Origin of the sequence: Mesorhizobium sp. M0166, from assembly GCF_040322255.1 — a bacterium.
In the GTDB taxonomy this organism is placed as follows: Bacteria; Pseudomonadota; Alphaproteobacteria; order Rhizobiales; family Rhizobiaceae; genus Mesorhizobium.
This window is the reverse complement of the sequence record NZ_JAMYTD010000002.1, coordinates 272,671-298,538: the sequence shown is the minus strand read 5'-3', so window position 1 is coordinate 298,538 and position 25,868 is coordinate 272,671. Positions and strand designations below refer to the sequence as shown.

Annotated in this window: 20 protein-coding genes; 14 read left to right on the top strand and 6 right to left on the bottom strand. The window is 59.2% G+C overall.

Annotated features, from left to right (window positions below):
- Positions 1-21: 21 nt before the first annotated feature.
- The 7 genes from NKJ46_RS03770 to NKJ46_RS03740 all read left to right on the top strand — a co-directional run bounded on the left by NKJ46_RS03770 (position 22) and on the right by NKJ46_RS03740 (position 10,436).
- Positions 22-1,305: a hypothetical protein gene (locus tag NKJ46_RS03770; protein ID WP_352662061.1), complete on the top strand. Its 1,284-nt coding sequence runs from the start codon at positions 22-24 to the stop codon at positions 1,303-1,305.
- 287 nt (positions 1,306-1,592) lie between these two features.
- Positions 1,593-1,826: a Trm112 family protein gene (locus NKJ46_RS03765; protein WP_023675609.1), complete on the top strand. Its 234-nt coding sequence runs from the start codon at positions 1,593-1,595 to the stop codon at positions 1,824-1,826.
- A gap of 339 nt (positions 1,827-2,165) precedes the next feature.
- A complete protein-coding gene (locus tag NKJ46_RS03760; protein WP_352662058.1) occupies positions 2,166-3,389 on the top strand; it encodes a glycosyltransferase family 4 protein in 1,224 nt (407 codons plus the stop codon).
- Complete coding sequence (locus NKJ46_RS03755) at positions 3,386-4,642, top strand: O-antigen ligase family protein (protein ID WP_352662056.1); 1,257 nt, start codon at positions 3,386-3,388, stop codon at positions 4,640-4,642. Before NKJ46_RS03760 ends, NKJ46_RS03755 begins: the two co-directional genes overlap by 4 nt.
- A 4-nt stretch (positions 4,643-4,646) precedes the next feature.
- Positions 4,647-6,644, top strand: coding sequence for an asparagine synthase (glutamine-hydrolyzing) (asnB, locus tag NKJ46_RS03750; protein ID WP_352662053.1), 1,998 nt, complete (start codon positions 4,647-4,649; stop codon positions 6,642-6,644).
- A gap of 1 nt (position 6,645) precedes the next feature.
- A complete protein-coding gene (locus tag NKJ46_RS03745) occupies positions 6,646-8,862 on the top strand; it encodes a GumC family protein (RefSeq protein WP_352662050.1) in 2,217 nt (738 codons plus the stop codon).
- A gap of 122 nt (positions 8,863-8,984) precedes the next feature.
- Entirely contained in the window at positions 8,985-10,436 is a 1,452-nt protein-coding gene (locus NKJ46_RS03740) for a lipopolysaccharide biosynthesis protein (protein ID WP_352662047.1), read from the top strand.
- Between the two features lie 147 nt (positions 10,437-10,583).
- Here the strand turns inward: NKJ46_RS03740 and NKJ46_RS03735 are convergent, their stop codons facing one another.
- Both NKJ46_RS03735 and NKJ46_RS03730 read right to left on the bottom strand, forming a co-directional pair.
- Positions 10,584-11,699: an NAD-dependent epimerase gene (locus NKJ46_RS03735; RefSeq protein WP_352662044.1), complete on the bottom strand. Its 1,116-nt coding sequence runs from the start codon at positions 11,697-11,699 to the stop codon at positions 10,584-10,586.
- A 247-nt stretch (positions 11,700-11,946) separates the two neighbouring features.
- The gene (locus NKJ46_RS03730) at positions 11,947-12,660 is read right to left on the bottom strand and encodes a helix-turn-helix transcriptional regulator (protein WP_352489803.1); all 714 of its coding nucleotides are present in this window, start codon (positions 12,658-12,660) and stop codon (positions 11,947-11,949) included.
- Between the two features lie 286 nt (positions 12,661-12,946).
- Between NKJ46_RS03730 and NKJ46_RS03725 the strand changes: the two genes are divergently transcribed.
- Complete coding sequence (locus NKJ46_RS03725) at positions 12,947-14,686, top strand: sensor histidine kinase (RefSeq protein ID WP_352662040.1); 1,740 nt, start codon at positions 12,947-12,949, stop codon at positions 14,684-14,686.
- A 185-nt stretch (positions 14,687-14,871) separates the two neighbouring features.
- On the opposite strand, the gene NKJ46_RS03720 is transcribed toward NKJ46_RS03725, so the two are convergent.
- Positions 14,872-15,549 carry a LuxR C-terminal-related transcriptional regulator gene (locus NKJ46_RS03720; protein WP_023675618.1) on the bottom strand — a complete coding sequence of 226 codons (678 nt, stop codon included), beginning with the start codon at positions 15,547-15,549 and terminating at the stop codon, positions 14,872-14,874.
- 510 nt (positions 15,550-16,059) lie between these two features.
- Between NKJ46_RS03720 and NKJ46_RS03715 the strand changes: the two genes are divergently transcribed.
- From NKJ46_RS03715 to NKJ46_RS03695, 5 genes are all read left to right on the top strand, one after another.
- Complete coding sequence (locus tag NKJ46_RS03715; protein ID WP_023675619.1) at positions 16,060-16,782, top strand: nucleotidyltransferase family protein; 723 nt, start codon at positions 16,060-16,062, stop codon at positions 16,780-16,782.
- Positions 16,783-16,835: 53 nt separating this feature from the next.
- The gene (locus NKJ46_RS03710) at positions 16,836-17,972 is read left to right on the top strand and encodes a DegT/DnrJ/EryC1/StrS family aminotransferase (protein ID WP_352490098.1); all 1,137 of its coding nucleotides are present in this window, start codon (positions 16,836-16,838) and stop codon (positions 17,970-17,972) included.
- Positions 17,969-18,643, top strand: a complete 675-nt coding sequence (locus NKJ46_RS03705; protein ID WP_352489804.1) for a sugar transferase — start codon at positions 17,969-17,971, stop codon at positions 18,641-18,643. Before NKJ46_RS03710 ends, NKJ46_RS03705 begins: the two co-directional genes overlap by 4 nt.
- Before the next feature lie 74 nt (positions 18,644-18,717).
- A complete protein-coding gene (locus NKJ46_RS03700) occupies positions 18,718-19,722 on the top strand; it encodes an SDR family NAD(P)-dependent oxidoreductase (protein WP_352662035.1) in 1,005 nt (334 codons plus the stop codon).
- 81 nt (positions 19,723-19,803) lie between these two features.
- A complete protein-coding gene (locus tag NKJ46_RS03695; protein ID WP_352662033.1) occupies positions 19,804-21,066 on the top strand; it encodes a polysaccharide biosynthesis/export family protein in 1,263 nt (420 codons plus the stop codon).
- A 24-nt stretch (positions 21,067-21,090) separates the two neighbouring features.
- Here the strand turns inward: NKJ46_RS03695 and NKJ46_RS03690 are convergent, their stop codons facing one another.
- Positions 21,091-22,629 carry an HlyD family type I secretion periplasmic adaptor subunit gene (locus tag NKJ46_RS03690; protein WP_352662030.1) on the bottom strand — a complete coding sequence of 513 codons (1,539 nt, stop codon included), beginning with the start codon at positions 22,627-22,629 and terminating at the stop codon, positions 21,091-21,093.
- Positions 22,622-24,373, bottom strand: coding sequence for a type I secretion system permease/ATPase (locus tag NKJ46_RS03685; RefSeq protein WP_352662027.1), 1,752 nt, complete (start codon positions 24,371-24,373; stop codon positions 22,622-22,624). The genes NKJ46_RS03690 and NKJ46_RS03685 overlap by 8 nt, the downstream gene beginning before the upstream one ends.
- Before the next feature lie 404 nt (positions 24,374-24,777).
- Here NKJ46_RS03685 and NKJ46_RS03680 point away from each other — a divergent pair, with 404 nt between their 5' ends.
- Positions 24,778-25,470: a N5-glutamine methyltransferase family protein gene (locus NKJ46_RS03680; RefSeq protein ID WP_352662025.1), complete on the top strand. Its 693-nt coding sequence runs from the start codon at positions 24,778-24,780 to the stop codon at positions 25,468-25,470.
- A gap of 101 nt (positions 25,471-25,571) precedes the next feature.
- Here NKJ46_RS03680 and NKJ46_RS03675 read toward each other — a convergent pair whose 3' ends face one another.
- Positions 25,572-25,838: an acyl carrier protein gene (locus NKJ46_RS03675; protein ID WP_023675628.1), complete on the bottom strand. Its 267-nt coding sequence runs from the start codon at positions 25,836-25,838 to the stop codon at positions 25,572-25,574.
- Positions 25,839-25,868 lie beyond the last annotated feature (30 nt).

The following is a 25,868-nucleotide window of genomic DNA, read 5'->3' as shown; positions in this document are numbered from 1 at the left end:
AACCGCGCGAGTTGACATGACATGCGCTTTTCTCGCTACCAGACTGCCTTGGCGTTGACGTTAGCTGCTGTCAGCGCGATATCCATAGTTATCCACGGGGCGGTGAGTGGAGAGGACGTCGCATCGACAAAGTTCGTCGCGCCGGTAGCCATGGACCTGCCGGATTACCTGCATGCCGCGAAGGATGCGGCATTTGGCACAACTTTCACCCGAATAACCAAACCCGGAATCCTCGGCGCCGGCATCGCATGCGGGAGCAAATATTGCAGCCACCGCTATTCGAGCGCCCAGGCCTGGAATTCGGATCAGAGCCTTCTTGTCATCAGCAACGGCTGCGGCGGCTTATGCTTCCTGGATGGGCGCACCTACGCCCCGCTTTTTCGCCGTGATCGATCGATCGAATGCGAATGGCATCCTCACGATCCCGACCTGATGATCTGCGTCGGTGGCCGGAAAATCTCGACCTGGGCGCCACGCACCAATCATGAGGAGGTCCTGTTTGTTTCGACTGACAGTAGCAATCTCCAGTTCGGGCCATATAAGGGCAATCCAAGCCGTGACGGCAGCCGTATTGCCGTACGCGCGCTTCGCCGGGACGGCAAAGCGGTGGTCTTTGCCTACGATCTCAAACAGCGGCGGAAATTTCCGGAAATCGATCTCGCACAGCTTGTCGGCGCCAACAACGCCTGCTCAATCTCGCCGCTGGGCGTCAACATCTTATGTATTCAGAGCCTGAAAGACGACACTGAACAGACGTTCATCTTTTCTGTTGACGGCGTTCTGCGCCAGACATGGACTGAGCATCATCGGCCTGGCCATGGCGACATGACCGTCGATGCCGACGGCAGCGAAATCTATGTGGGGATCAGTAAGTCCGATCCGGACAAATTCCAGGTGATCAAGCGAAGGCTGTCAGATGGGAAAGTCACCTCGCTCATGAGATATGGTGAAGCACAGCATGCATCGCTCAGGTCGCTGGACAGGCCCGGTTGGGTATTCCTTAGCTATTCGGGCAATCCGGACGAAGTATCGAAATATCCGGCTTGGGCGCCATATGCGCGGGAAGTCATCGCGCTGCGCATCGACGGCAGCGGAGAGGTCCGGCGCATTGTGCAGACGAACAATGTTCCATTTGACTACTGGAGTGAGACCCACGCCTCGCCGTCCCCGGACGGTTCACAGGTGATCTGGTCAAGCAATTGGGGAGTACCCGGCGGCCCGGTTTACGATTTCGTCGCCCGTATTGACTGGCCGGAAGGATCAGACACTGGCTCGAGAGCATTAGCCGCGAGCGGTCTTCAATAACGAAACCTTCCGGTCACCTATGGCGCCGATCGTGCTTGCTCCATTCACGCTTTTACCCGCCTCACGTTCAGCTTCGCCGCCATACGGCTCCGTTCAATGTCGATTCATTCAAACGGACGACGACAGTGGCCAAGCCTGCACCTAGCGTGATTGTGCAGTTTGCAAGGCTTATGACACTTGCCGGAATCCTACGAATTACAGCGATGACGTCGGGTGACGGCTTGTATCGCGAAGGGCGCTCGCGCCGGAGTTCACTGTTGATGTCACGGCCGAGAAAGGAATAGCAGATGGATACGGACAAGCGAGCCGAAGAGAATGCCTCTTTCAACCCTGAGTTGTTAGAATGGTTGGTATGCCCAATGACCAAGGGCTCACTTGCCTGGGATTCGGACCGCGATGAACTCGTTTCGAAGAGCGCAGGACTTGCCTATCCGGTTCGCGACGGCATTCCAATCCTGCTAGCCTCGGAGGCACGCACGATCACCTCCCGCGTGGTCAAACTTCGCGCATCCAGACGATGATGGGAGCCGCGCTAAAGTAGGCGGCTTTCCGACGACAGCCAGCAATGACAGGAAAGTGTGCCGCGGAGCGCGAGCCGTTTGTCAGTGGACCACTCTGCGCTCGGCACCCGGGGCAGCGGCGACTTCTTTGATGCAGCGCGCGGCGACCTGAACCGGCTGGGTACGGCGGCCCGTTGCCGGGACAGGGTTTGCGTCATTTAAACAGACGAGGACAGTGGCAAGACCTGCCCCTACCGTGACCTTGGGCGAGATGGGTAGCGAAACCAACACCATGAAAGCAAATTCAAGGGCCGGCCACTTCGCGCGATCGGGCTACAGCGAACGGTCAGGAGACGCAGGATGAATCCGCATCTCGTGTGTGTCGGAGGCGAGGATCATGCCCTGCGAATTCCGTTCCTGATGTCGCTGCGAGAGAAAGGATTCCGGGTTACTGCGGTGTCGAGCGGCGGTGAAGCCGCATTCCTGCGGCATGGCATTCCGCATCGCAGCTACGGTTTCGACCGATTTTCCAGCAGCAGCGGAGAATGGGCCGCCATCAGCACCATTCGAAAGCTGATGGCGGAACTCCGGCCGGACATTATCCAAAGCTTCGACACCAAGCCCAACCTGGTGACGCCACTTGCGGTGCGCGGGAGCGTTCCAGTCGTGCGCACAATCAATGGTCTGGGCTGGACGTTCTCGTCCCTGGAACCGCGCGCCCTTGCCCTGCGCCCAATCTTTTGCGGACTGCAATGGCTTTCGTCGTTATGGACGGCGGCTACGGTGTTCCAGAATCGGGACGATCAGGCATTCTTTGAACGTTACCGACTGATCGGACGCGGCAGCGGACGAGTGATCCGCAGTTCTGGAATCGACGTCGATGCGTTCGCCATGGCAAGGCATCTTGCCCCGTCGGCGATGAAAATGCGCGAAGAGTTTGGGCTCCAATCCGCCGAGATCGTGATTTTTGTCGGCCGGCTAACGCGCCAGAAAGGCATCCCGACACTCCTCAAGGCAGTCCCTCGCATCCTGTCGGAAAGGCCCAATGCCCGTTTCGTGCTTGTCGGGCCATTGGAATCCGAGGGCCCGTTTGCAGTGGACAAGGCGGAGATCGATCGACATGTGCCGCATGTCATCGCATTGGGTCCACGACGCGACGTTCCTGCCCTTCTTGGCATGGCCGATCTGTTCGCCTTTCCAACACAATACCGAGAAGGGATTCCGCGCGTCCTGCTGGAGGCAGGGCTCGCAGGATTGCCTATCGTCGCCTCGATGATGCCTGGTTGCAATGAGGTGGTCGAGGACGGATGGAACGGCCATCTCGTCCCCCCGCACGATGCGAATAGCCTTGCCTCTCGAATTATAGAGGTCCTGTCCGACCGCCGGAAGGGAACGACCATGGGCGCTCGCTCTGTCGAGCTCGTCCGGACGCAGTTCTCGCTACCCTGGGTGGTCGAGCAATATTGCGATCTCTACGACAATGTCCTTAGTGCCAAATCCCGGGGCGGCTTCGCTCGGCCGGCATCGCCGGTGTTGCTTGAAGAGCCTGCTGCAAACCGCGGATCGGGCGGAGCGCGCCGATGATCCGGGACGCGATCCTGGCCTGCGGCGTGGCCATGTCGTATGCGGCGCAGCTCTCAGTTCCGGGCTTGCCCTTCGGCTATGGCGAATTGTTTCTCGCGCTTTGGATCATGCTGTCGATCGGGCGGGTGCTCGCCGGCGGTCACTTGGTCGTCAGGCCCGCCCTGATTCGTGTTGCTGGCTTCTGGCTGATCATCACGCTCGCTCTGAGTATTGGCACCATCGTCGGCTATCTGACCATGGTGCTGTATCTGTCGGTGGTGATGCACGATGTCGTAGCCTACCTGCTGCTAATCTGCGTCACCTGCCTGGCCGCCGCGGAGCCCGACGCGGATCGCCGTCTGCGCAGTGCTGCCTGGTGGGTGGTCGCTATCGCGAATGCATGCTTTATTGTTCAGCTGGCACTTGGATGGGGTTGGATCCACCAATCCGGCGTCGATCCCTGGTACTGGGATCGCTTCCGAGGCTGGTCAGAGAACCCCAACCAGCTCGCGCTCTATTGCGCACTCTTTGGTCCGCTCGCCTTGCATCTTGCGACGACCACAAGCAAGCCGTGGGCGAGGTTAGCCGGGCTCAGCAGCCTTATCCTGATCATCTATGTCGGAAGGCTGACGAAGAGTGATACCTATCTTTACACGACGGTCCTGGTCGGCCTGATATTTGTTGGGCTGCGGGTTCGGACATGGCTCGCAGCCGGTGACGGCAAGGTCAGCCTGTCCCGGCAAATTACCCTCCTGCTGATGATTGGCTTCCTTCCGTTGGCCATGTCGATGACGCCTTACATCGTCACGGAGGCGGGCAGCGTCGAACAGTTCGCCTTGAGTCTTACCAAGGACAAGGGCGGCGAAGCGACCGCCGAAACAGCTGCACTTCGAATCCATCTCTGGGGAGATGCATTGGGCAAGGGCCTAACGTCAGGATCCCTGGGCCTCGGTCCTGGCCCGCATCTGGAGCGCCCGCCCGTCGGCGACAGCCAATTTCTGCCCCGGCCTTTCGAGGCTCACAACACGATTCTCGATCTGTACACTCAAGGTGGTTTGATTGCGGTCCTGGCCCTGGCCTGGATCGTCGGCGCGGCGGCTTTATGCGCATGGCGTGCGAAGCTCGATGCCCTGTTCGTGCTGGTGGTGTCGATCGTCATCTTCGGAACGCCACATCTGATCATCCGCCATCCAATCGTGTGGTTTGCGCTTACCATTTGCCTGGTTGCCGGAACGCCTCGAACGATTTCGGCAACCTCTAGCGACCTGAGGTGATGGCATGTGTGGGATTACCGGAATTCTCCTTGCACCCGATGCCGCCAACATCAAGCCGCTCAGGGCAATTGGCCAGATGACGACGGCCCTCCGTCATCGTGGGCCTGATGGCGAAGGCTTCTGGATCAATCGCGAAGCCGGCATCGCCTTCGGCCACAGGCGTTTGGCTATAGTCGACCTATCGGAAGCAGGACGCCAGCCGATGCATTCGGCAAGTGGCCGATATGCCATTACCTTCAACGGCGAGATCTACAATTTCCGCGATCTGCGCCGCGAACTTGAAGACGTTGGCCATCGGTTCCGTGGCGCCAGCGATACCGAAGTGATGCTGTGCGCAATCGAGAGCTGGGGTCTCGACACCGCACTCACGCGCCTCGCTGGTATGTTCGCATTTGGATTGTGGGATCTAAAGACCAGGACCCTCCATCTCGCCCGCGACCGAATGGGCAAGAAGCCGCTCTATGTTGCTGCAACGCGCGATGCGCTCGTTTTTGCCTCCGAGCTGAAGGCAATCCATCGTTTTCCAGGTTTCTGTCAGGAACTCGATCTCGACGCGGCCGCGACAATGCTTTCGAAGGGATGGGTACCGGGTAACTGTTGCATCTGGCGAGGCGTGTTCAAGCTACCCCCGGGCTCGGTCCTGTCTGTGACGGCGGCGGATTTTGCCGAGGCGCGCAGCGCCGCATCCCTTTCGCAACGCGTCCGACACTGGTGGTCGCTGCCTGAAGTCGCCGCGAACGGACGACAGAATCCGATCGCCGGCACCGACGAAGAACTGACCGATAAACTCGACGACCTGCTTCGACTTGCCGTCCGGGAACGCATGATAGCCGATGTGCCGCTGGGTGCCTTTCTGTCTGGTGGCCTCGACAGCTCCACGGTTGTGGCGCTGATGCAGGCCCAATCGCCAAAACCGGTGCGCACATTCACGATCGCTTTCGGAGAAGGCGGGTTTGATGAGGCTCCCCACGCCGCGGAGGTCGCGCGGCACCTGGGCACCGATCACACTGAACTCCACCTTTCAGCAGCCGCTGCGCGCGAAGTCATTCCGGAACTGCCGCGGATCTGGGACGAGCCGTTCGCCGATGAATCGCAGATACCGACTTTGCTCGTGGCGCGGCTGGCTCGCCAGCACGTTACGGTGGCCCTGTCAGGCGACGGTGGCGATGAATGCTTCGCCGGTTACGCCCGTCATTTCATGGCTGCGCGGTTGAAACGACAGCATGCGCTGCCGTCGCCGTTGCGTCACGCGCTTGCTGCAGGGGTCGGATTGCTGGCCCGTGCAGCGCGTCACGATTTCGTCGGCATGCTGCCGCTTTCGGCGAGTGGACGGCACGCGCTGCGGAGCGACCGGCTGCATCGCCTCGCTCGGCTGCTCGCTGCACCAGATGAGGACGAACTGTATCGACGGCTGACCGAAGCATCGTCCGGGAGCCTCGCACTCCACAAGCCGCCCACATCAATTCAAGGGTGCCCCCGGCTTGATGGCCTGCTGTCCCGTCTCTTGTACGACGATATGGCCGGTTACCTGCCCGACGATATACTGGTGAAGTTGGACCGCGCCAGCATGGCCAACAGCCTCGAAGGCCGGTGCCCGCTTCTCGACCATCGGGTTGTCGAATTCGCCTGGCAGCTGCCGGCACATGCGAAGGTTCGCAACGGCAAAGGCAAGTGGCTTCTTCGTCAGCTGCTTAGCCGCTATGTTCCGCAACGGCTGATCGACCGGCCGAAGCAGGGTTTCGATGTTCCCATAGCAGTCTGGCTGAGAGGCCCGTTGCGCGTCTGGGCCAGCGATCTTGTCGCCGATATACGCCTCTCCGGAGACGGGATCTTCGACTTTGCGAAGGTCGAAACCTGCTGGCGCGACCATCTTGACGGAAGTCAGGATCATTCTCGCGATTTGTGGCCCGCGTTGATGTTCCAGGCCTGGCGCAACGAGGCAGGGCGGTCCGCCGGACCGGCAACGGGCATGTCCACAGCGCTCGAACTGACAGGAGTATGAGATGGAAGGGTCCATAGTCAGCCGAATTCACCTTCCGCGCGCCACTGACATGCACGTGCCGACGCGCGAGATCAACCCGCGCATGAGGCCATTCCTGCGCGAACAGGTCGACGCGCAGAGCCCCTTCCATCAGCTCCTGATTACCATCGCGAGGAGAAAATGGTTCCTGCTTGCAATGGTGATTTTGGGCGGAGTGTTGGCTGGGCTTGCGGGTTTTGTGCGTCCTGTTCTGTTCGAGGCGACCGCACAGGTGATTGTCGATGCTCCTGGCAGGAACGCGGGTCCCGGAGGCGCGGATTCTGCTCAGGAGATGCTGGATGCGAGCATTGATGACCACTTAACCATGCTCTCTTCGCAGGGGCATCTGCGTCGCGTGGTGGCAGCCCTACGCAAGACAGAGATCGGCAACATTGCTGAGCAAGGTGATGTCGGAAATTCCGGCGCCGCCCCTGTCGGCGGCAACCTGCAGAACATACGCACCTTCGCAGCCGGTCTGCTAGAAAGGATTTGGCCGCAGGGCAGGTCGGAGGCGGCCGATGCAGCCGAACTCAAGGCGTTGCGGAAGGGCATGAGGGTTGGACAGGAACTGAGGTCAAGGGTGATCACAGTCGGCTTCACCGACGACGATCCGGCGCGAGCCGCCCTGGTGGCCAATACGTTCGTCCAAGTGTACATCGACGATCTCGCACAGAAGCGCAGGGCGTCAGACAGGCTGGAACTCACCTCGATCGTCGCCAGCCTGCCGGTCGTACAGAGCGACCTGGCGAAAGCGACCGACCGCCTGGAAAAGTATCGACTGAGCCATGGCGCGGTCGATCAAGGTGCGGCGGATAGCGCTGCCAAGGAGACAGCCGAACTTAGTCAGCAGATATCGTTGTCGAAAGCGGATCTCTCAGCGACGGAATCTCGCCTTCAGCACATCGAGGCTTTGCGAGAGGAAGGAGCATCGGTCGCGGCGCTCGCCGAAGCGATCGGGTCTCCGGTGTTGGCCGACATGGCGGCTCGCCAAGCCAACGACAATGCGGATGCGGGCCTTAGCACTGCGATCAACGGCGAGATCGAACAAGGCACTGCTCGCATTGTGGCGGAGGCGAACATCTACCGTGCCCAGATTGCTGCTCTGGAGGGGCGTAAGAATGTGCTCGATGCGGTGGTGGCCGACACAGCCGGCCGGCTTTCCGGCTTGCGTGCGCTCGAGCCGCAGGTCAGCATCCTGACGCAGCGATACAACCAGCTTCTCACCCAACAACAGGATCTGGTCCAGCGCATCGCAACGCCCTTGCCCGGCGTCTCTATCCTTTCAGCGGCCTGGCCGCCGACCAATCCAAAAACGCTGCCGCCCGTCTTTCTTATTCCGCCCGGCATGATCGTGTTTGGCCTCATTGGCGGGATCTTCGTCATGGTACGCAGCCGCCTCAATCAGACCTTGCGCGGCGGGGCCGAAGCTGAAGCCGCGCTCAGGGTTCCGTGCCTGGGGCTGATACCGGAAGCGCCCACAATACACGCGAAACGACTACAGCAGCTGGTTCTCGGCCAGCAAAACTGCAGCTACAGCCGAGCCGTCACCTCTCTACTTGTCACCGTGACGCTCAACAAGGCGAGGGGCCGCGCGTCGCACGTCATCCTCGTCACGTCCAGCGTCCGGCATGATGGCAAGACCGAGCTCGCATGGAGCCTCGCCTTGGCAGCTACCCGACTTGGGGGACGAGTGCTTTTTCTCGATCTTGACGGCACGGGCGCCCGCCTCACGAACGAGTTTCTGAACGAATTCGGTACGTTCAAGCCGCATAAATCCTTTGGCGACTATATGAGCGACCGTTGTCCCCTGCACGACGCGGTCACCGGGATGCCCGAAATTGGCATTGACTTCATGGCACTCGCACCATCGGAGGATTTGCTGCCGCAACTGTACATGATCGACGGGTCCCTGGTCACAGATGAGCTGCGCTCGATGTACAGCATCGTCATCATAAATGGACCGCTGGGACTTGGAGGACCTGAGGCCAGGCTACTCACGGGCTGGGCTGACGCGGTTCTTTTCGCTGTTCGCTGGGCCAGGACGCGCCGCAGCATCGCGCGTGGTGTTCTGCAGTTGCTGACGGAGAACGAGACGGCTCAGGTCCCCGTAGGCAGCGTTCTCACGCAGGTCAATCTTAGGAAACACGCCGGCTACCGGTTTGGGGACAGCGCGGATCTCTTGCTCGAGAGAACATCATGAGTGTCACATGCGGGATTCCGCGTAACGACCGCCACGGCATTCGGCCTGTCGAGCGGAGGATAATATCGACGATCTCGCAGTCCGGAGCCGGGTCCGCGGCCGAGGGCGATCAGGGCGATGAAATGCGCGACGCCGGCGCAAGAGACATCGACGATTGCAGCGATCCGAAGCTCGCCCGCTTCCCTGCGGCCGCCGTTGCTCCAACGAATATGGTTTTACCGCACAAGGAGGACACGGGCAGGGGGCTCGGCTATGCCAGCATCTTCGCGCTTTTGGTCTATATCGGGGGTGCGGGCTTGACCAGCTTGGCGCAGTTATTGATTGCGCGCATCGTCGGCTCCACCAGCTACGGCATCTATTCCTATGTTCTGGCCTGGACCTCGGTGCTTGCCTATCTTGCAACGCTTGGTTTCCATGTATCCTTGTTGCGTTTCGTCTCCGCCTACAGTGCCAAAGGGCGGCTTGACCTGGTACACGGCGTAATCAGGTTTGCTCTGCAAAGGTCGCTTGCGGCAGCGACACTATTCGGCGTCATTGGCGCCGCCTTGGTCTTTTTCTTTTCAGATCCTTCTCACAAGGAGCTTCAAATCAGCCAGCTGCTAGGCATGGCAGCAGTGCCTTTGGTCACCGCCTACGCGTTGGGCGCAACACTTGTTCGTGCTTTCGGCGGCGGTGTCTCGTCCCTTCTGCCGGAACGCATCGTGCGCGACGGCCTCTTGTTGACGTTGCTGGGAATGGCGGTCTTATCCGGATCATGGACCCCCAACGCACCCTTGGTGATGCAGGCGGTGCTGGCAAGTTCAACCATCACGGTCGGCCTGGTGTTCGTCATGGCGGCAAGATTTCAGCCGCCTGGCTTGCGGCAGGTTCAGCCAGCCAACGAGTCGCGGGAATGGTGGTCCGCGGTTCCGCCAATGATGCTCATGGCTGGGCTCGATGTTTTCATCAGCCGGGCCGGAGTCATGGTGCTGGGCTGGACGCATCACATTCGCGAAGCAGGCATTTTCGCATTGGGATTGAACGTCGCCTTGCTTGTGAGCCTTTCCCTGGTTGCCGTCTCTACGATGTTTGCGCCGACAGCGGCTGCCCTTCATGCCCGAGGCGATCGGCTCGCTCTGCAGCAGCTGTTTTCACGGGCCGCCCTACTTTCCTCTGGTGGGGCTCTAACGATGGCCATCCCGATGCTTGCGATTATTGAACCTCTGTTGAGCTGGTTCGGCGGGGATTTCAGTACCGCGGCACCAGTCGCGCGGATACTCATTCTCGGATATGTCTTTGTCGCGCTGTGCGGCCCCCAGATGCTCCTCTTGATGATGACCGGAAACGAATGGGCGGCAGCCGTAACCATGATCGTCGGCGCCGCGGCCAGTGTCATAGGCTGTGCCACAGGAATTGCGCTCTACGGCGCGCCGGGCGCCGCAATCGGCCTCGCGCTTGCGTTGGCGATTTGGAATGTGGCGATGTCGATCTACATCAGCAAACGGCTGAAAATTATCCCTGGGCTGATCTTTGCGCTAACATCGTTCAGAACGCACGCAGTCGAAGGCCAGCCGCGACATTGGTTCCTGCGCTGATCTGAGACCGTCGCCTCGATACGCGACGGCATCAGCGTTCAGGAATTTCGAGTCCAGGGTTGTGTCGGATAGAAGCTGGCGAGGGCGGCTTTCTGGCTGACGCGTTACGCGCCGAGTGGCAGATCATCGCCCGACAGGGCGCGCGGCCTACACGGTGGCCTCATCATTCACCAACGTCTGTTGCCGTATGCTGGCCGCGGCATCCGTTCCATGAAAGTCCCGGTACCATTCGACAAAGCGTTGCACTCCGTCCTCGAGCGGTGTTGCCGGGGCGAAGCCGACGGCCTGGCGAAGATCGCTGACGTCGGCGCGCGTCTCCAGAACGTCGCCAGGCGGCAACGGCACATCCACGCGAAGCGCCTGGCTGCCAAGAGCGGTCTCGATGATCGAAATCAGCCGGTTGATCTCCTCGGGCCGGTCGTTGCCGATATTGTAGACGCGATATGGCGCGGAACTTGTGGCAGGGTCGGCGGTGCAAGGGTCCCAATTTGGATCTGGCCGCGGCGGTGCAGCGAGTGCTCGAACCACGCCCTCAGCTATATCGTCGATGTAGGTGAAATCCCGCCACACACGGCCGGCATTGGCTACTTGAATTGGTTTGCCCTCGACGATCGCGCGCGTGAACAAGTAGACCGCCATGTCGGGCCTGCCCCAAGGGCCGTAAACGGTGAAGAAGCGCAGTCCGGTCACGGGCAGGCCGAACAAATGGCTGTATGAATGCGCCATGAATTCGTTCGAACGCTTGGTGGCGGCGTAGAAGCTGACGGGATGATCGGCGCCGTGGTGTTCGGAAAACGGCACGGTTCGATTCAAGCCGTAGACGGAGCTCGAAGAGGCGTAGACGAGATGACTGACGCTGTGATGCCGGCAGCCCTCAAGGACGTTGAGAAACGCCACTACGTTCGATTGTACATAGGCGTGCGGGTCAACAAGTGAATGACGCACGCCGGCCTGAGCCGCGAGATGGACAAAGTGTGAGGGGCGAACGTTTGAAAACAGCAACTGAACGCGCGCGGCATCGGCCAGATCCATTCGCACCGGCGTGAATTTCGCCTCGCTACAGAGGCGTGCAAATCGCGCTTCCTTGAGCCGCAGATCGTAGTAGTGCGTGAAATTGTCGACGCCCACGACTTTGACACCGAGACGCAAAAGCCGTGAGGCCACGTGAAAACCAATGAAGCCTGCGGCGCCGGTGACGACGATCGGTCCTGTCCGTGCAAGTTTCTGCACCGCGCGGTCCGAACGGGATCGAGCGATTTCCATCTTCTCCGATGCGGCAAGGACAGACTCGCTGCATAGATCGTTGTCCACTTGTCGCCTTTCGAATCCGTTCGACGGTACCGAATAGCCGGTCCGGGATTGCGGCTTTCGATATTTACGCTGGCGCATAGAACCTATTGGAGTGCGCAACGCGATGCACGACCTGCCAAGTCGTGACACGCCAACTTGCGTGGTTTTGAATCCCGGGCGGATGTCGACGTCCGGGCGATTGGATCTAAGTGGCCGGCCCTTACGGCAGGACCGAAATACGCCCGAGAAGGGCCACCAGTTCCGCCTGGCGTTTTGTTTCGGTCTTGGCGAACAGCGAGGCAAGCTGGGAACGGATCGTGGTGCGGCTGAGACGCCAGCTGCGGGCGATCTCCAAAGGTGCGTCGCCCTGGGCCAAGCGCAAGGCGAGGTGCGTTTCTGCGCTCGTCAGGCCAAACATTCTTTGCAGCGTGCGAGGATTTGGCCCCGACCTGTTGTCGCGATCCAGCAACGCCACAATGCTCGTTCCCTCGGGAGCGATAACGCCGTTCTCGTTCAGTATCACCGGTCGGTCGCCCCTGCTGCGGATCACCACCCAAGACAACGAGCCCGGCAGGAATTGGCCCGGAACATTCGCGATCAGCCGCCTTAGGGCGGCGGTAAGTCCGCTCGCCGTGTCGGCCGCTTCGCCCTGGCGCTCAAGCGTGGTTTGGGCGGCTGCGTTCCACTCGACTACTTTTCTTTCGCGATTCAGCACAAGATAGCCACAGCCAATGCGATCAAGCACGCCGGTTATGGATTCCAGACTGCGGCCTTTTTGTTCGCCGAACCTTGCGTCCAATGGATCCGATGCGCGATCGGGAAGGTGACCAGAAGAAGAGGGCCGTGTATTCCGCGCTTCAAAATCATACTTGGTCCTCGTAGCAATGTACCGATTGCTCGAAGAAGCATCGACCTGTCTATCGATCAGATTCATTTTCTACCCCTAACCCAAAGTTTCACACGCCCGAAATAAGTATTCGGGATTCATGTAGTTTTCTATGTGTCGCTGGATTCTAGTCTTCTATGCGCTGACGGATGATACGTTCATCACCACCTTGAAAACTTAATATGATCCGACAGTTCTAAGGCAGCTCTTAGGCCCCGCTGCGTCCGATAAAATGCGCGCTATGATAGCGGTATGGCAATCCGGCAGTGGTACTAAGCTGTACGTTTTTTGCTCTAGTCTCGACGGGCTAGTCAGAAGGTTGTAGTCTGTGTCCATGAGCTCGCAGTCGCGCAGGTCGAATTCGAACCCGTCGGGCAGATTGCTAACTCATATTGCCTCTGCATCGGTGTTAGCCGCCACACTGATATTTGAAATAAAATCCTCAGCCTATATTGGGCAAGGCGCCAGTTTTCTGGAATTTATTCCGGCTATTATTATTATCGCCTATCTCGAAGACCGTGTACCGGCGCTCGCTGCGACCATTCTGATGGTGGCTGTCGGGCTGTGGGCACGAGGACACGATCAGATTTCAAGTGGAGATTGGGCACGCGCAATCCTGCTTCTGGTTTCGGGCGGGGTGATTGCCATGACGTTCCATCGCCTTCGGCAGGACTTGCGTGAGTTGCTGGAAGTCGCGGAGGCCAGGCTCGCTGCCGTCGAAGCGACGGAAAGCCGCTATCGTTGGGCCTTCGAACGTGCTGCCCTGGGATTCGCGAACACCAACGAGAAAGGTGAGTTGCTGCAGTCCAACAAACGCCTCTGTGAGATGACCGGGTACAAGGAGGAGGAGCTTGCCCAATTGCAGCTCGATACGCTCGCCCATCCGAACGACCGGCACACCTTGGCGCAATTGTTGGCGAGGCTGGGCAATGACATCTCTTCGTTCGTTTCCGAGGTCCGTCTATCAAGAAAGGACGGTACGGCATTCTGGGCTCGGTTAACGCTTTCTTCGTCCGCACCCAAGGGGGGGCTCTCGGAGAGCATCTTCGTGGTGGTCGACGATATTTCGGAACGACGCGCTGTTCACGAAGCGCTTCGGGCCCAGAAGGAATGGCTGGACCTCGCTCTGTCTGCTGGGCGCTTGGCGACGTGGCGCATTGACCTTAAAAACGGGACAGTCACGGGCTCGGACACGTTCTGGGACATTCTCGGCCTGGCCCAGGCCAATAGCCGCAGTTTGGAGGAGCTGTCAGCTGTCGTTCATCCGGCGGACTGGCCAAAGCTGGCGGCATCGAGAAAGGCCGCACCATCGGTCACGAATTACGATGTCGAGATACGCGTCCGCCGACCGGACGGACATATCCGCTGGGTTGCGCTGCGCGGAAGGGAGGAAAGACATGATGATGGTGGACAGCGGCTTGGAGTGGCTGCCGACCTGAGCGAGAGACGACAAACCACGCTGCTGCGCGCCGCGGCAAAGAAGCGGGAGCGCATCATGCTCGAACAGCGTCACAGATTCGGCAATGTTTTCGCAGTGATCACGGCGCTCGTGAAGATGGTCGATGTTCCCGGAAACAACGTCGCCAAATACAAGGAAATGCTGATCGACCGGATACGCGCGCTCGAGGCAACCCATCTGCTTCTTTCACGCAACGGCAGCGTATCGGGGGCGATAAACGATCTCGTTGCGCAAGAATTGCACCCATATATTGGAACACGTGCGATATCGGTCAGCGGTCCTTCCGTGGCGATGTCGGGAGGCGCCGCCGAGAGTTTTGCAATGATCGTTCACGAGCTTGCCACCAATTCCATGAAATATGGAGCGCTTGCCGATCCAAAAGGCCGGATCGACGTAAGCTGGACGTTCGCACCTGAAGAAACAGGCAATGATATCGTGTTCGAGTGGGTGGAATCGGGGCGGCGTCGGACCTCAAGCGTAGTCCGTCATGGCTTCGGTTCCATGATAATCGGAGTGGATGGAGCGCCGCTTGTCGGTCACTCTCCCAGGCTGGAAATATCGGACCAAGGGTTGCGGTATTCGCTGCGGCTGTCACGCAAGGAAATCGGATTGTAGTGCAGTGCTCCAATCGGAAAGCAGATATCTAAAGGCGGGTCGCGCTGAGCGGCCTTTGAGATGCCCAGGGTTCCTTCCAAGAATGTCGTTGGCCCAAAGCCGCGCCGCGGCTTTGGGATATGCAGCAATTATGCATGAGGAGTCTTGCGACGCCGTTTGCACGTCCAAAAGGGACGCGCGGCGCTCTAGCTGGCATGTCTCGAAAGCCAAGTCTTCAGCATGACGGCAGCCTCGGTCCGATTGCGTACCCCCAACTCACGCAGAACCGCAGCAGCGTGGATTTTCGTGGTCGCCTCCGCGATTTCCAGATCGCGTGCAATTTCCTTGTTTGAATAGCCTTCCGCCATCAGCTTGAGGACTTCCTTTTGCCTCGAAGTCAGCCTGCCAAGGTTGACGCCGGCGGTACGCCTCTGTGGGCCTTTGTCGTCGGAATGGGTATGTGCGTGGGTTGTTTGCGTTGCACCCGGGCGTGACAGAAGTGCAGGAACATAGATGCGGCCGGAGAGGATTTCATTGACTGCCAAAACAACCTCTTCGTCCGTCTGCGATTTTACGATGTAGCCGTGAAGCCCGATCGACAGCGCGGTGAGTATTTCCGAGCGTGAATCGTTTCCGGAAACGATCGCAAATCGCGTGTCCGGATATGCGGACAGGATCCCGCCGAGCACTTCTTGATTGAACAGGCCCGGCATATTCAGGTCCAGGATCGCAAGATCCACGAACGATTGCTCTGCCAGCAAACTGAGCACCGCGTCGAAACAAGACGCTTCAAATATCTCTACACCTGGAATGCCTGCGGTCAGTGCCAATCGCAAGCCGCGACGATACAAGCCGTGATCGTCGGCGATGACGATTCGATACATTGAACTACCCCAACGCCTGTCTGAATGGATTGAACGGCGATGGCCTGAAAGTCGTGGCCATCCACTCGTCGATTCATCCAGCTGACGCTGCGGCACCCCCAACACCGCAAACGCCAGATTTCTAATATAATCTTAAATGACGGGAAACGCTCCTCTTTTTTTGCCCCTTGTAAGCGAAACCCGCCGAACGTCGTCGAACATACGTTCTGACCTTTTGGACAGCTGACAGACCGGTCGGTCGTTCAGCAGTGCTATAGGTCTAAAGATATAGAACAGCAAAACGGCTGAATTGTTACCATTCGAATGCACGACGACATCCACCCTGACGGCCACATACCATCCAGATGCAATGTCCGGATCAGGGGACAGTGGGGAAATCTCACCGGTCTTCTACGGGAAATCTCACCGGTTCTTCTGAGGGGACAAGAACGCATTTCCCGGTGCTGACCAGGGCAGGATAGCCGGCCCGTGACGATAGCGTTCAGGCCGAATAAACAAGGGAGGACCAGGATGAAAGCGGTTATTCAATGTGGAGGAATGGGAACACGCCTCCGCCCCTTCACTTCGGTCTTGCCGAAGCCGCTCATGCCGATCGGCGCACGGCCGGTTCTCGAGATGCTTCTGAAATGGTTGCGACGCAACGGTATTCAGGAAGTCTATATTACAACCGGATATCTCGGCCACTTGATCCGCACCGTGTGTGGAGATGGCTCGCAGTGGAACCTGAAAATTCGATATACGCAGGAAATGGAGCCGCTTGGCACCATCGGGCCACTGTCTTTGATCAGGGATGAACTGACGGAGCCATTCATCGTTCTCAATGGCGATGTCCTCACGGATCTAAGCCTCAGTCGATTTGTGGCAGCGCACCGTAAGCACACCGATCCAGTGACGATCGCAACAGCCTGTCGCCTGATCAAGATGGACTTCGGCGTCATCGACGAAGTTGACAATACCGTGCAGGTCTTTCGCGAGAAGCCGACGCTTTCGCATCTGGTCAGCATGGGAATTTACTGCATGAACCCGGATGTTCTGCAGTTTATCCCATCCGGCATACCCTTTGGGTTCGACGACCTGATGCTGCAGATGATGCAGAACGGCACAACCGTGCACGTGTACAAACATGAGGGTCTCTGGCTCGATATCGGGCGCGTCGACGACTTTCAGAACGCACAGACCATTTCCTGGGAGGACCAGTCGGCCTCGATCGAGGTCACTGCGACCGCTGCATGATCATGATGAAGTCACGAGTCCGGTTCCCACAGTTATCAGTCTAGGAGGTTGTGATGCTCTTGGTCAGTGCCCCGATCTTGGGTGTGCCGGAGAAGACTGCTTTGACCAAGGTCATCGACAGCGGCTGGCTGACCATGGGGGAGCAGGTACGAGCCTTCGAACAAGCTTTTGCCGACGTTCATGATGCAGAGGATTGCGTCGCGGTCAGTTCTTGCACCGCGGCGCTTCATCTCATTTTGCACGCACTTGGCATCGGACCGGGCGATGAGGTGCTGGTGCCATCCTTGACGTTCGTGGCGACCGCAAATGCGGTCCTCTATGTCGGTGCGACGCCGGTCTTCGTCGATATCGAGTCAGCCGACGTGCCGCTGATGTCGATCGTGGAAGCCGAAGCGAAATGCACGGCCCGCACCAAGGCAGTCATTCTTGTCCATTTCGCCGGCTACCTCGCCGATCGGGAACACTGGCAGAAGTTCGCCCGTGCCCGGGGGCTGCATATCGTAGAGGACGCGGCGCATGCGCCGGGCTTGAAGGAGGTGGGGACATTTGGTGCCGCGGCCGCCTTCAGCTTCTACGGCAACAAGAACATGACCACGGCGGAAGGCGGGGCAGTGATTGCCAGGGATGCTGGTCTGCTCGAGACAATCCGCCAGGCGCGTGGGCATGGGATGACCACCGGGACGCGTCAAAGGCTGAACAGCCGCACCCCGCAGTATGATGTCACCATGCTCGGTTTCAATTATCGCATGGATGAACTGCGGGCTGCAATCGGACTGGTCCAGCTGCAAAATTTGCAGGAGTGGAATGAGATCAGGCGTATCCTGGTCATGCTGTATCGCCGTCTCATAGCGAAGCATTGCCCGGCCGTGACCATCCCGTTCCACGAGCCGCGGACGTCGGCCTACCACATCATGCCTATCCTTTTGCCACGTTACGCCGACAGGCAAGACGTCATCGACGCACTGCGCGCGCAAGGGATACAAACCACTATCCACTACCCGCCGGTGCACCAGATGACGCTCTATCGTGAGCTCATTCCCGGTACTCACTTACCGCGCACTGAAGATTTCGCGCAGCGCGAACTGACTGTACCGCTACATCCGCAGATCACCGCGCCATTGGTTGAATCGGTAGTCGTCGCTCTTGCCGCGGCGGTCAATAACTGCGCTCAGACAGGAACAGCCGCATGAATGCCCTGGACCTAGCCATTCACCGGTCTAACGTCTCGAGCGCCGCCCATGGGTCTGCGAGACGAGCAATCGATCTCGTCATTGCTGCGGCCGCGGCGATCGTCTTCGCCCCGCTGATGCTGCTGATTGCCGTGGCGCTGCTACTGGAAGGCGGTCGGCCCATCTTCTTCACTCAGACCCGCGTCGGGGCTGGTGCTCGCCCATTCCGCATGTACAAGTTCCGCAAGTTCAGCGTGCAATGCGACCCCGGTGGCTTGGCGCTGACCATGGCCGACGACAGCCGCATGACGCCGATAGGACGGTTCCTCGCCGTCACAAAATTCGACGAACTGCCACAGCTTTGGAACGTCTTCAGAGGCGAGATGGCAATCATCGGGCCACGCCCGGAGAGCCTTGCCTTCGCCGATTGTTTTCGCGGGGGCTTCGAGGGTATTTTACAATACAAGCCAGGCTTGCTGGGTCCTGCCCAGGTTCTCTTCCGGCACGAAGCCCGTTTTTATCCTCGGTCCGTGGATCCGCTACTGTTCTACCGCGAGGTTCTGTTTCCTGCCAAAGCCAGGCTCGACCTTTCCTATTATCCGCAGCGCACGATCGGCTCCGATGTCGTGTGGATGGTGCGCGGGCTGCTGGCGGTGCTTGGCGTCGTCTCGCCGCCGCCGATCGGACCTTGAGAGCAGGTGGGACATCCGCGCTCTCGTGGATTTGCAAAGTCAGTGCCTCACGTCATAGGGGGAACGCTTGGGTCATGGCATACAAGGGCAGGAAAGTTCTGGTTACGGGTGCCGATGGGTTCATCGGTTCTCATCTCACCGAAGCACTCGTCCGTAGCGGTGCCGACGTCACGGCGGTGGCTCTCTATAATTCCTTCGACAGCCACGGCTGGCTGGACGATTTGCCGGACACCATACGAAGCCAGCTGAATCTCATCCGCGGCGATGTTCGCGACAGCGCGTTCCTTAACCGGATCGTGCGTGGCCAGGCGGTCGTGTTTCATCTCGCCGCACTGATAGCTATCCCGTATTCGTATGCCGCTGCCCAGTCCTATGTGGAGACCAATATCCTGGGCACGGTCAACGTTCTCGAAGCGGCGCGCCAATGGGAGACGGAGCGTGTGGTGCACACTTCGACAAGCGAGGTCTACGGCACCGCGCTGACAATGCCTATCAGCGAATCCCACCCGTTGCAGGGACAGTCACCATATTCGGCATCCAAGATCGGCGCGGACATGATGGCAGAGTCCTACGCCAGATCGTTCGACATCCCCGTGGTCATCATGCGGCCCTTCAATACGTACGGCCCGCGCCAGAGTGAGCGGGCCATCGTACCGACCATTATACGCCAGGCCCTCGACAAAAAATGCCCGGCGATCATGGTGGGAGACACAAGCCCGATCCGCGATCTTACTTTCGTGGAGGACACCGCGGCGGCGTTTCTGACCGCAGGTTCTGCCGAGCTCGAATTTGGCCATGCCTACAATGCCGGAAGCCAGCGCGCTGTGACGATCTCGGACGTATTGGATCTGGTGATCGACTTGAGTGGCTGCAAGAAACCAATCCACCGGGACGAGCGCCGCCTGCGGCCGCAGAATTCCGAGGTGCGTGCCTTGCTGGCCGATTCTTCGCTCCTCGAAAGCAAGACTGGATGGCGTGCCCAGACCAGCCTGCGCGAAGGCTTGGAGCGGACCATCGGATGGTGGCAAGGGCGCCTCAGCGAAGGCCGGGTGCGACACGAAATGGGTTACATGACATGAGCTTTCGCCTGGGAGGATTAGCTCCGCTGTTGATCGCGGCTGCGGTATCGCCGGATTCGAGCCAGAAGGAGATTGTAGCCGATGGTCCGCGTTGATCGAATCCTTATTGTCGTGCTCGGCATGCTGGCTGCCATGGATACGGCCGCTGCAGCGGAAGCACGGGTCGCCTATCGACTTTCCGCCGGCGACGCCGTCGAGATTGGAATTGCCTCCATCCCGGAGCGAACGCAACGTGCGGTGGTTCAGATGGACGGCACGATCGCGCTTCCCGAAGTCGGTATGGTTTCGGTGGGCGGCTTAACTCCGGCTGAATTGCAAACGCGCATGCAGACGATCTTGCCGACCAAGATATTCCACCAGCGTCTGCCTGATGGGCGGGAGCAAATGATCGTCATCAAGCCGACAGACGTGACCGCCGTTGTTGCGGAGTACAGGCCGATCTATGTGACCGGCGACGTGCTCACTCCCGGACAGCAGGCCTACCGCCCGCTGATGACCGTGCGGCAGGCGATTGCCGTGTCAGGCGGTTTCAGCCTTTTGCGGTCCCGGGCAAACCAGGTTGGCCCAGATCCGGTGGATCTGCGGCGCGATTACGAGTCGCTTTGGGGGGAATATACGAGAGATTATTTTCATAGCGCCCGCATCCGCGCCGAACTTCAGAACAAACCGACTTTCGACATGCAGCCACCACAAGGATCGCCCTTGCCGGCAAGTTTTGCATCGGCGATCGCCCAGGCTGAAGCAGAAGGGCTGAAGCTCTCGTTGGACAACTTCCAGCAAGAGCAGAGCTTTCTGGATAAAAGCGGCAAGGATGCCGCCGCACAAACCGAGACCTTGCTCAAACGCGAGCAGGCCGAAGCGGATGGTGTGAAGGCGGACGAAGACGATCTGGCGCGCGTAAGGAAAGCGTTTGAGTCCGGAAATCTCACCAACAACCGGCTCGCAGACGTCCGGCGCGCTTTGGTTCTCTCTTCCAGCCGGGCACTCGAAACGTCGGTTGAACTTATGAGAGCACGACGTCAGCAGGACGATTTTGCCAGACAGCACGAACGCAATGACAACCAACGACGGATGGGTCTGCTGATCGAGTTGAAGGATACCAACGTGCGCCTTGCCGACGTCAGCGCAAGGCTTCGCGCCGCCAGCCAAAAGTTGCAGCCCACGGGAGCTGCCGCACTGCCGTTGCCGGTTGCCGGCGAGAAGATCCAGGCCGAGGTCACGATCATTCGCAAGGTCGGCGAAGAATGGCGAAAACAGCTTGCCCAAGAAGACACCGAGGTCATGCCGGGAGACACGATCGAGGTTAGGTTCAGCAGCGCTCTCGAAAATGCGGCGACCCGATAGATCGGGCCGCGTTTCGCAACCGCTTTACTGCCTGAAAGCTCTGGAAAACTGGTCGGTAAGGGGCTTCATCAAGTAGGACCAGACACTGCGCTCGTCGGTTCTTATGTGGACTTCGGCGGGCATGCCCGGTTTGAGTATTTTCTCTCCTGTCAGGCAGGTCGCTTCATTCTCGACGTCGATGCGCGCCGAAAAATAGGAAAGCTGGCGTTGCTGATCCTTGATCAGATCCGCTGACACGCGCTTGACCGAGCCTTCGCAAGCAGGTGTGGTGCCGGCGTCGAACGCCGGAAAGCGGATCGACACCTGCTGTCCGGGATGGATCTCATCAATACGCGCCGGAGGAATGGAAGCGTCGACGACAAGGTTGTCGGAATCGGGCACAATCATCATAAGCACCTCTCCGGCGCCAATCACGCCGCCGACGGTGTGGATCGAGGATTCTTGTACCGTGCCCGATTGCGGGGCACGAATGTCTGTCCTGCCGAGTTCGTCTTCGGCCACCACCTTGCGCTCACTGAGTTCGGTCTGCTTGGCTTCCGTTTCGCGAAGTTCGTTGGTCACGTCGCTCCGCATTTGTTCGTCGAGCTGAAGCACCTGCAGGTCCGTTTCACTGATGTGAGCTTGTACCTCCGCTATCGCTGCGACAAGGCGTCCCGATTCGCCGCGAGTCCGGGTCTTCTCCAGGCTGACATTGCTCAACCTCTCCTTGGACACCAACTTCTTTGCGTAGAGAGATTCGACATCTGCAAGGTTCTTGGTCAGCAGATCCAGAGACTCGTCCGTTGCAGACTGCTGCGATTTGAGGCCATCGATCTGACGTTCCAGCTGCTTCGCGCGGCTTTGCAATTGTGCCTTCTGGCCAGCCAACGCAGCAGCACGACTTTCAAACAAGGCACGCTCGCCACTGACAAGTGCCACCACTTGCGGGTCACCCATTTGAGCCCGAAGGTCGGGCGGGATCTGCATTTCCGGCAGACCCTGGCGCTCGGCCTCCAGTCGGGCCAGACGAATGGTGGCGCGATTGAGGTCCTCGGTGATTATCTGCAGGTTTGCTCGGGTCAATGTGTTGTCCAGCCTGACCAACACATCGCCGGCCTTCACATGATCGCCGTCCTGCGCGAAGATTCCGCCGATGGTGCCGCCGGTTTGATGCTGGACTTTTTTAATGTTGCTTTCGACCACCACGGTTGCGGGCGCAATCACCGCGCCGGCAATCTTGGTCAATCCCAACCAGAGCCCTCCGCCAAAGATCAACAGCAAGCTGGTTGCCAGGCCCAAGAGCAGATTGGCCCGGATGCCATCCGGATCTGGCTTCGTCTCCAACGAACGGCTCTCGCCACCGGCGGCGACGTATGACGACACGGTAACAGCAGAGCGATACTTCACATATGCCCGGCTGCATCTTTGTGCGGCGGAACGACAATGTGCTGCCAGGCTCCGGACCAGAGTACCCCAGGGTAGATTGGCTCGAATCCCATCCGGCTCCGGCTTGTTCCCGGTCGGCTGGCCTTCGTCGCCAACCGCAGCATATGACGACATGGTCACGTTAGACACCTCAAGCATGCCCGCTTGCACCGTGCTGCAGCGGAACGACAATGTTTGGCTTGTCCGGGCGCGGGAAGGGCCGGATCACATTTGCCAGAACGTCTTCGCGCGAGCCGAACGAATGGAGCATCCCGTTCGACAGGACGAGCACTTGGTCGATGTTGACGAGAGCGGAGGGGCGATGCGCAACGACGATCACGATACCGCCGCGCTGACGCACTGCCAGGATAGCGCCGGCCAAAGCAGCATCACCGTCTGCGTCCAGATTGGAATTTGGTTCGTCAAGGACGACGAGAAATGGATCGCCGTAAAGTGCCCTGGCAAGCCCGACGAGCTGCCTCTGCCCAGCCGAAAGGGCCGCGCCGCCTTCTCCGATGCGTGTTTGAAAACCCTGCGGAAGACGCATGATCATCTTGTCCACGCCCGCAGTCTTGGCAGCTGCCAGCACGCCTTTTGCGTCGCTTTTGCCGCCGAACCTCGAAATGTTGTCGGCGATCGTCCCGTCGAACAGCTCAACGTCCTGCGGCAGATAGCCAATATGGATGCCGAGCAGTTCTGAGTTCCACTGATCGAGCGAGGCGCCGTCCAATCTTACGGTGCCACGAAGCGGCTTCCATGCCCCGACCAAAGCGCGCACGAGCGTGGTCTTGCCGGAGCCGCTCGGGCCGACCACCGCCAACCCTGCGCCTCTCGCCAAGCGGAAGCTTACATTGAAGATGGTTGGCTTCTGCAGGCTTGGTGGCGCGACGGTCAATTCCTCGACCGCAAGCTCTGCCTTCGGGCGGGGCAGTTCCATTGGCTCTTGCTGGCTATCAAAAGCATCCAGCGCTGCCGCCAGCTCGGTATAGCTTTTGCGGGTTGCCAGAAACCCTCTCCAGTTTGCGATCGCCACATCGACCGGTGCCAGCGAGCGACCCAGCAATATGGACGATGCAATGATCACGCCAGGCGAGGCCTCGCCGCCGATCACAAGGTAGGCACCAAGCCCTAGCACACATGATTGCAGGGCCATTCGGAGCGTCTTCGACAGTGAGCTTGCTGCGCCGACGACGTCGGAGAGCCGTTCCTGGTTCTTCAGATAAAGATGACTGACCTCGTTCCAGCGCCGGCTAAGCGGGGCGGAAAGGCCCATCGCCTGAACAACCTCCGCGTTGCGGCGGCCGGAGTCGGCCAGAAGCCGCTGCGCTACGAGTGTCTCAGATGCACGAGCCGCAGGTTTGCGGCCGATGATCTCGGCAACCACCGTCAAAAACACAACGGCGCATGCGCCGAGCGTTGCCAGCACGCCAAGCGCGGGGTGCAGCAGATAGATGACCACCATATAAAATGGTATCCAGGGAGCGTCGAATAGGACTGTCGGTCCCAGCCCGGAAAGAAAGCCACGTAGCTGGTCCAGATCACGAAGCGGGTGTACCCGGTTCGCATCCGGCCCGGCGACGAGGGGCAGGGAAAGCGAGGCTGCGAACGCTTTTTGCTGCAGATTTCTATGCAGGCGGCTGCCGATGCGGACCAACAGGCGAAGCCTCACGAAATCGAGGAGCCCATAGGCCGCGTAAAGTCCAAGCATCCCGACTGTAAATCCGATAAGAGTCGGCACGCTCTGCGAAGGCAGCACGCGGTCATAGACCTGGAGCATGTAGACGGAGCCGGTCAAGGCGAGGATATTTATCAATGCGGAGAAAACGCCTACGCCGACGAGGCCGTGCACACAGCCGAACATTGCGGAGCGGAGATCGAGCGAGCGCCCTTTGGTCGACTTCATGATGTGCGCTCTTTGACGCGAAATTGCTGCGCAATCTCGTCGATTCTTTCGATGAGGGACAAACTTTAACCTTCCGGGAAGCAGCAGCCCCGCCCCGCTGCTGAACATTACGAATTGCTTACATACGTGCCTTCTTTGATTAAAATGTAGCAAAATCGTGACGCCAGGCTGAGAATTCGGCAACTGGCTCGCCAGGCTGGGGATAACCGGGTCGGGTAAGGAGATATTCCTAATCATGACACCCAGCAGAAGCTTATGATCATCTTCATAGCATCAAGGCTTCAAAGCGTCTGGCGACGGATGGGTTTTGATTTTGTCGATCGAGAGTTAAACGGTTTTGAGATACACTTCATCGGTACGCAATTGTCGGCCACCAACGCCGGCCAAAACGGGAGGCGAGTGTCGTGAGCGAAGAGATCAATGTCGCCGATGCCTACGGCAAGGGCCGCAGCACCTTCATGGGATTGCAGTTGCTGGTCTCGCCCGGTGCGCTTGTTCCTCGGCCGGAAACGGAACTGCTCGGCAAGGCCGCTCTCGATGTCCTGAGCCAACTGAGCCTGCCGGTGCCTCGCGTTGTCGACATGTGCTGCGGGGCGGGCAATCTGGCGTGCGCCATTGCGCACCACGCTCCCACCGCGCGCGTGTGGGCAAGCGATCTTACCGACGGATGCGTGGAGGTCGCGCGCCGCAACGTCACCCATCTTGAAATGGAGGACCGGGTAACGGTTCTTCAGGGCGACTTGTTCAGCGCCTTCTCCGGCTTGGAGCTCGACGGTACGATCGACGTGATTGTTTGCAACCCGCCCTACATTTCGGAAAAACGGCTCGAGGGCGACCGTTCACATCTGGTCGAGCTCGAGCCGCGTGAAGCATTCGCAGCCGGCCCCTACGGCCTGAGCATCCACATGCGGGTGCTCAAGGAGGCGCCGCGTTATTTGCGGCGCGGGGGCATCCTGCTTTTCGAGGTGGGGCTTGGCCAGGACCGGCAGGTCATGAGTTTGCTCGAGCGTTCCAAGGCTTATGAGAGTATCCGGGCAGTCACCAACCAGGCCGGTGAGGGCAGGGTGGTTGTGGGACATACGAAGGCGCAGGCGTAAGCATCGCAGCCGTGGCAGGCCCAGACGCGCTGTCGCGGCTAGAAACGGCCGGGAACTTGAAACAGAGTTGCGCGAGATTTCGGTAATCAGTTTCGCTCGCGTCAGTTTCTCTTGCGCATGACGTATTGCGCAATTCCCTCGATGGAATCGAGATTCTCCGGCAGCAGCTCGCTGTCTTCGACCGTGATGCCGAAGGTCTCCTCGATGAAGCCGATAACCTCGAGCACACCCGTCGAGTCCACGATGCCCTGGTCGAGGAGCGAGGTGTCGCTCTCCAGGCTCTCGGGATCGGCTATATAGAAATTCGAAGCCAGGAAAGCGCGAATTTGTTCGCTGCAGGTATCGGTTCTATCCTTGGTAGATAACATTGATTTCGCCTCCGGTACAAAAAATGAATG

Coding starts and splice junctions, on each gene's coding strand:
- NKJ46_RS03770 (WP_352662061.1), top strand. CDS start 22: ATGCGCTTTTCTCGCTACCAGACTGCCTTGGCGTTGACGTTAGCTGCT.
- NKJ46_RS03765 (WP_023675609.1), top strand. CDS start 1,593: ATGGATACGGACAAGCGAGCCGAAGAGAATGCCTCTTTCAACCCTGAG.
- NKJ46_RS03760 (WP_352662058.1), top strand. CDS start 2,166: ATGAATCCGCATCTCGTGTGTGTCGGAGGCGAGGATCATGCCCTGCGA.
- NKJ46_RS03755 (WP_352662056.1), top strand. CDS start 3,386: ATGATCCGGGACGCGATCCTGGCCTGCGGCGTGGCCATGTCGTATGCG.
- asnB (WP_352662053.1), top strand. CDS start 4,647: ATGTGTGGGATTACCGGAATTCTCCTTGCACCCGATGCCGCCAACATC.
- NKJ46_RS03745 (WP_352662050.1), top strand. CDS start 6,646: ATGGAAGGGTCCATAGTCAGCCGAATTCACCTTCCGCGCGCCACTGAC.
- NKJ46_RS03740 (WP_352662047.1), top strand. CDS start 8,985: ATGCGCGACGCCGGCGCAAGAGACATCGACGATTGCAGCGATCCGAAG.
- NKJ46_RS03735 (WP_352662044.1), bottom strand. CDS start 11,699: ATGGAAATCGCTCGATCCCGTTCGGACCGCGCGGTGCAGAAACTTGCA.
- NKJ46_RS03730 (WP_352489803.1), bottom strand. CDS start 12,660: ATGAATCTGATCGATAGACAGGTCGATGCTTCTTCGAGCAATCGGTAC.
- NKJ46_RS03725 (WP_352662040.1), top strand. CDS start 12,947: ATGAGCTCGCAGTCGCGCAGGTCGAATTCGAACCCGTCGGGCAGATTG.
- NKJ46_RS03720 (WP_023675618.1), bottom strand. CDS start 15,549: ATGTATCGAATCGTCATCGCCGACGATCACGGCTTGTATCGTCGCGGC.
- NKJ46_RS03715 (WP_023675619.1), top strand. CDS start 16,060: ATGAAAGCGGTTATTCAATGTGGAGGAATGGGAACACGCCTCCGCCCC.
- NKJ46_RS03710 (WP_352490098.1), top strand. CDS start 16,836: ATGCTCTTGGTCAGTGCCCCGATCTTGGGTGTGCCGGAGAAGACTGCT.
- NKJ46_RS03705 (WP_352489804.1), top strand. CDS start 17,969: ATGAATGCCCTGGACCTAGCCATTCACCGGTCTAACGTCTCGAGCGCC.
- NKJ46_RS03700 (WP_352662035.1), top strand. CDS start 18,718: ATGGCATACAAGGGCAGGAAAGTTCTGGTTACGGGTGCCGATGGGTTC.
- NKJ46_RS03695 (WP_352662033.1), top strand. CDS start 19,804: ATGGTCCGCGTTGATCGAATCCTTATTGTCGTGCTCGGCATGCTGGCT.
- NKJ46_RS03690 (WP_352662030.1), bottom strand. CDS start 22,629: ATGCTTGAGGTGTCTAACGTGACCATGTCGTCATATGCTGCGGTTGGC.
- NKJ46_RS03685 (WP_352662027.1), bottom strand. CDS start 24,373: ATGAAGTCGACCAAAGGGCGCTCGCTCGATCTCCGCTCCGCAATGTTC.
- NKJ46_RS03675 (WP_023675628.1), bottom strand. CDS start 25,838: ATGTTATCTACCAAGGATAGAACCGATACCTGCAGCGAACAAATTCGC.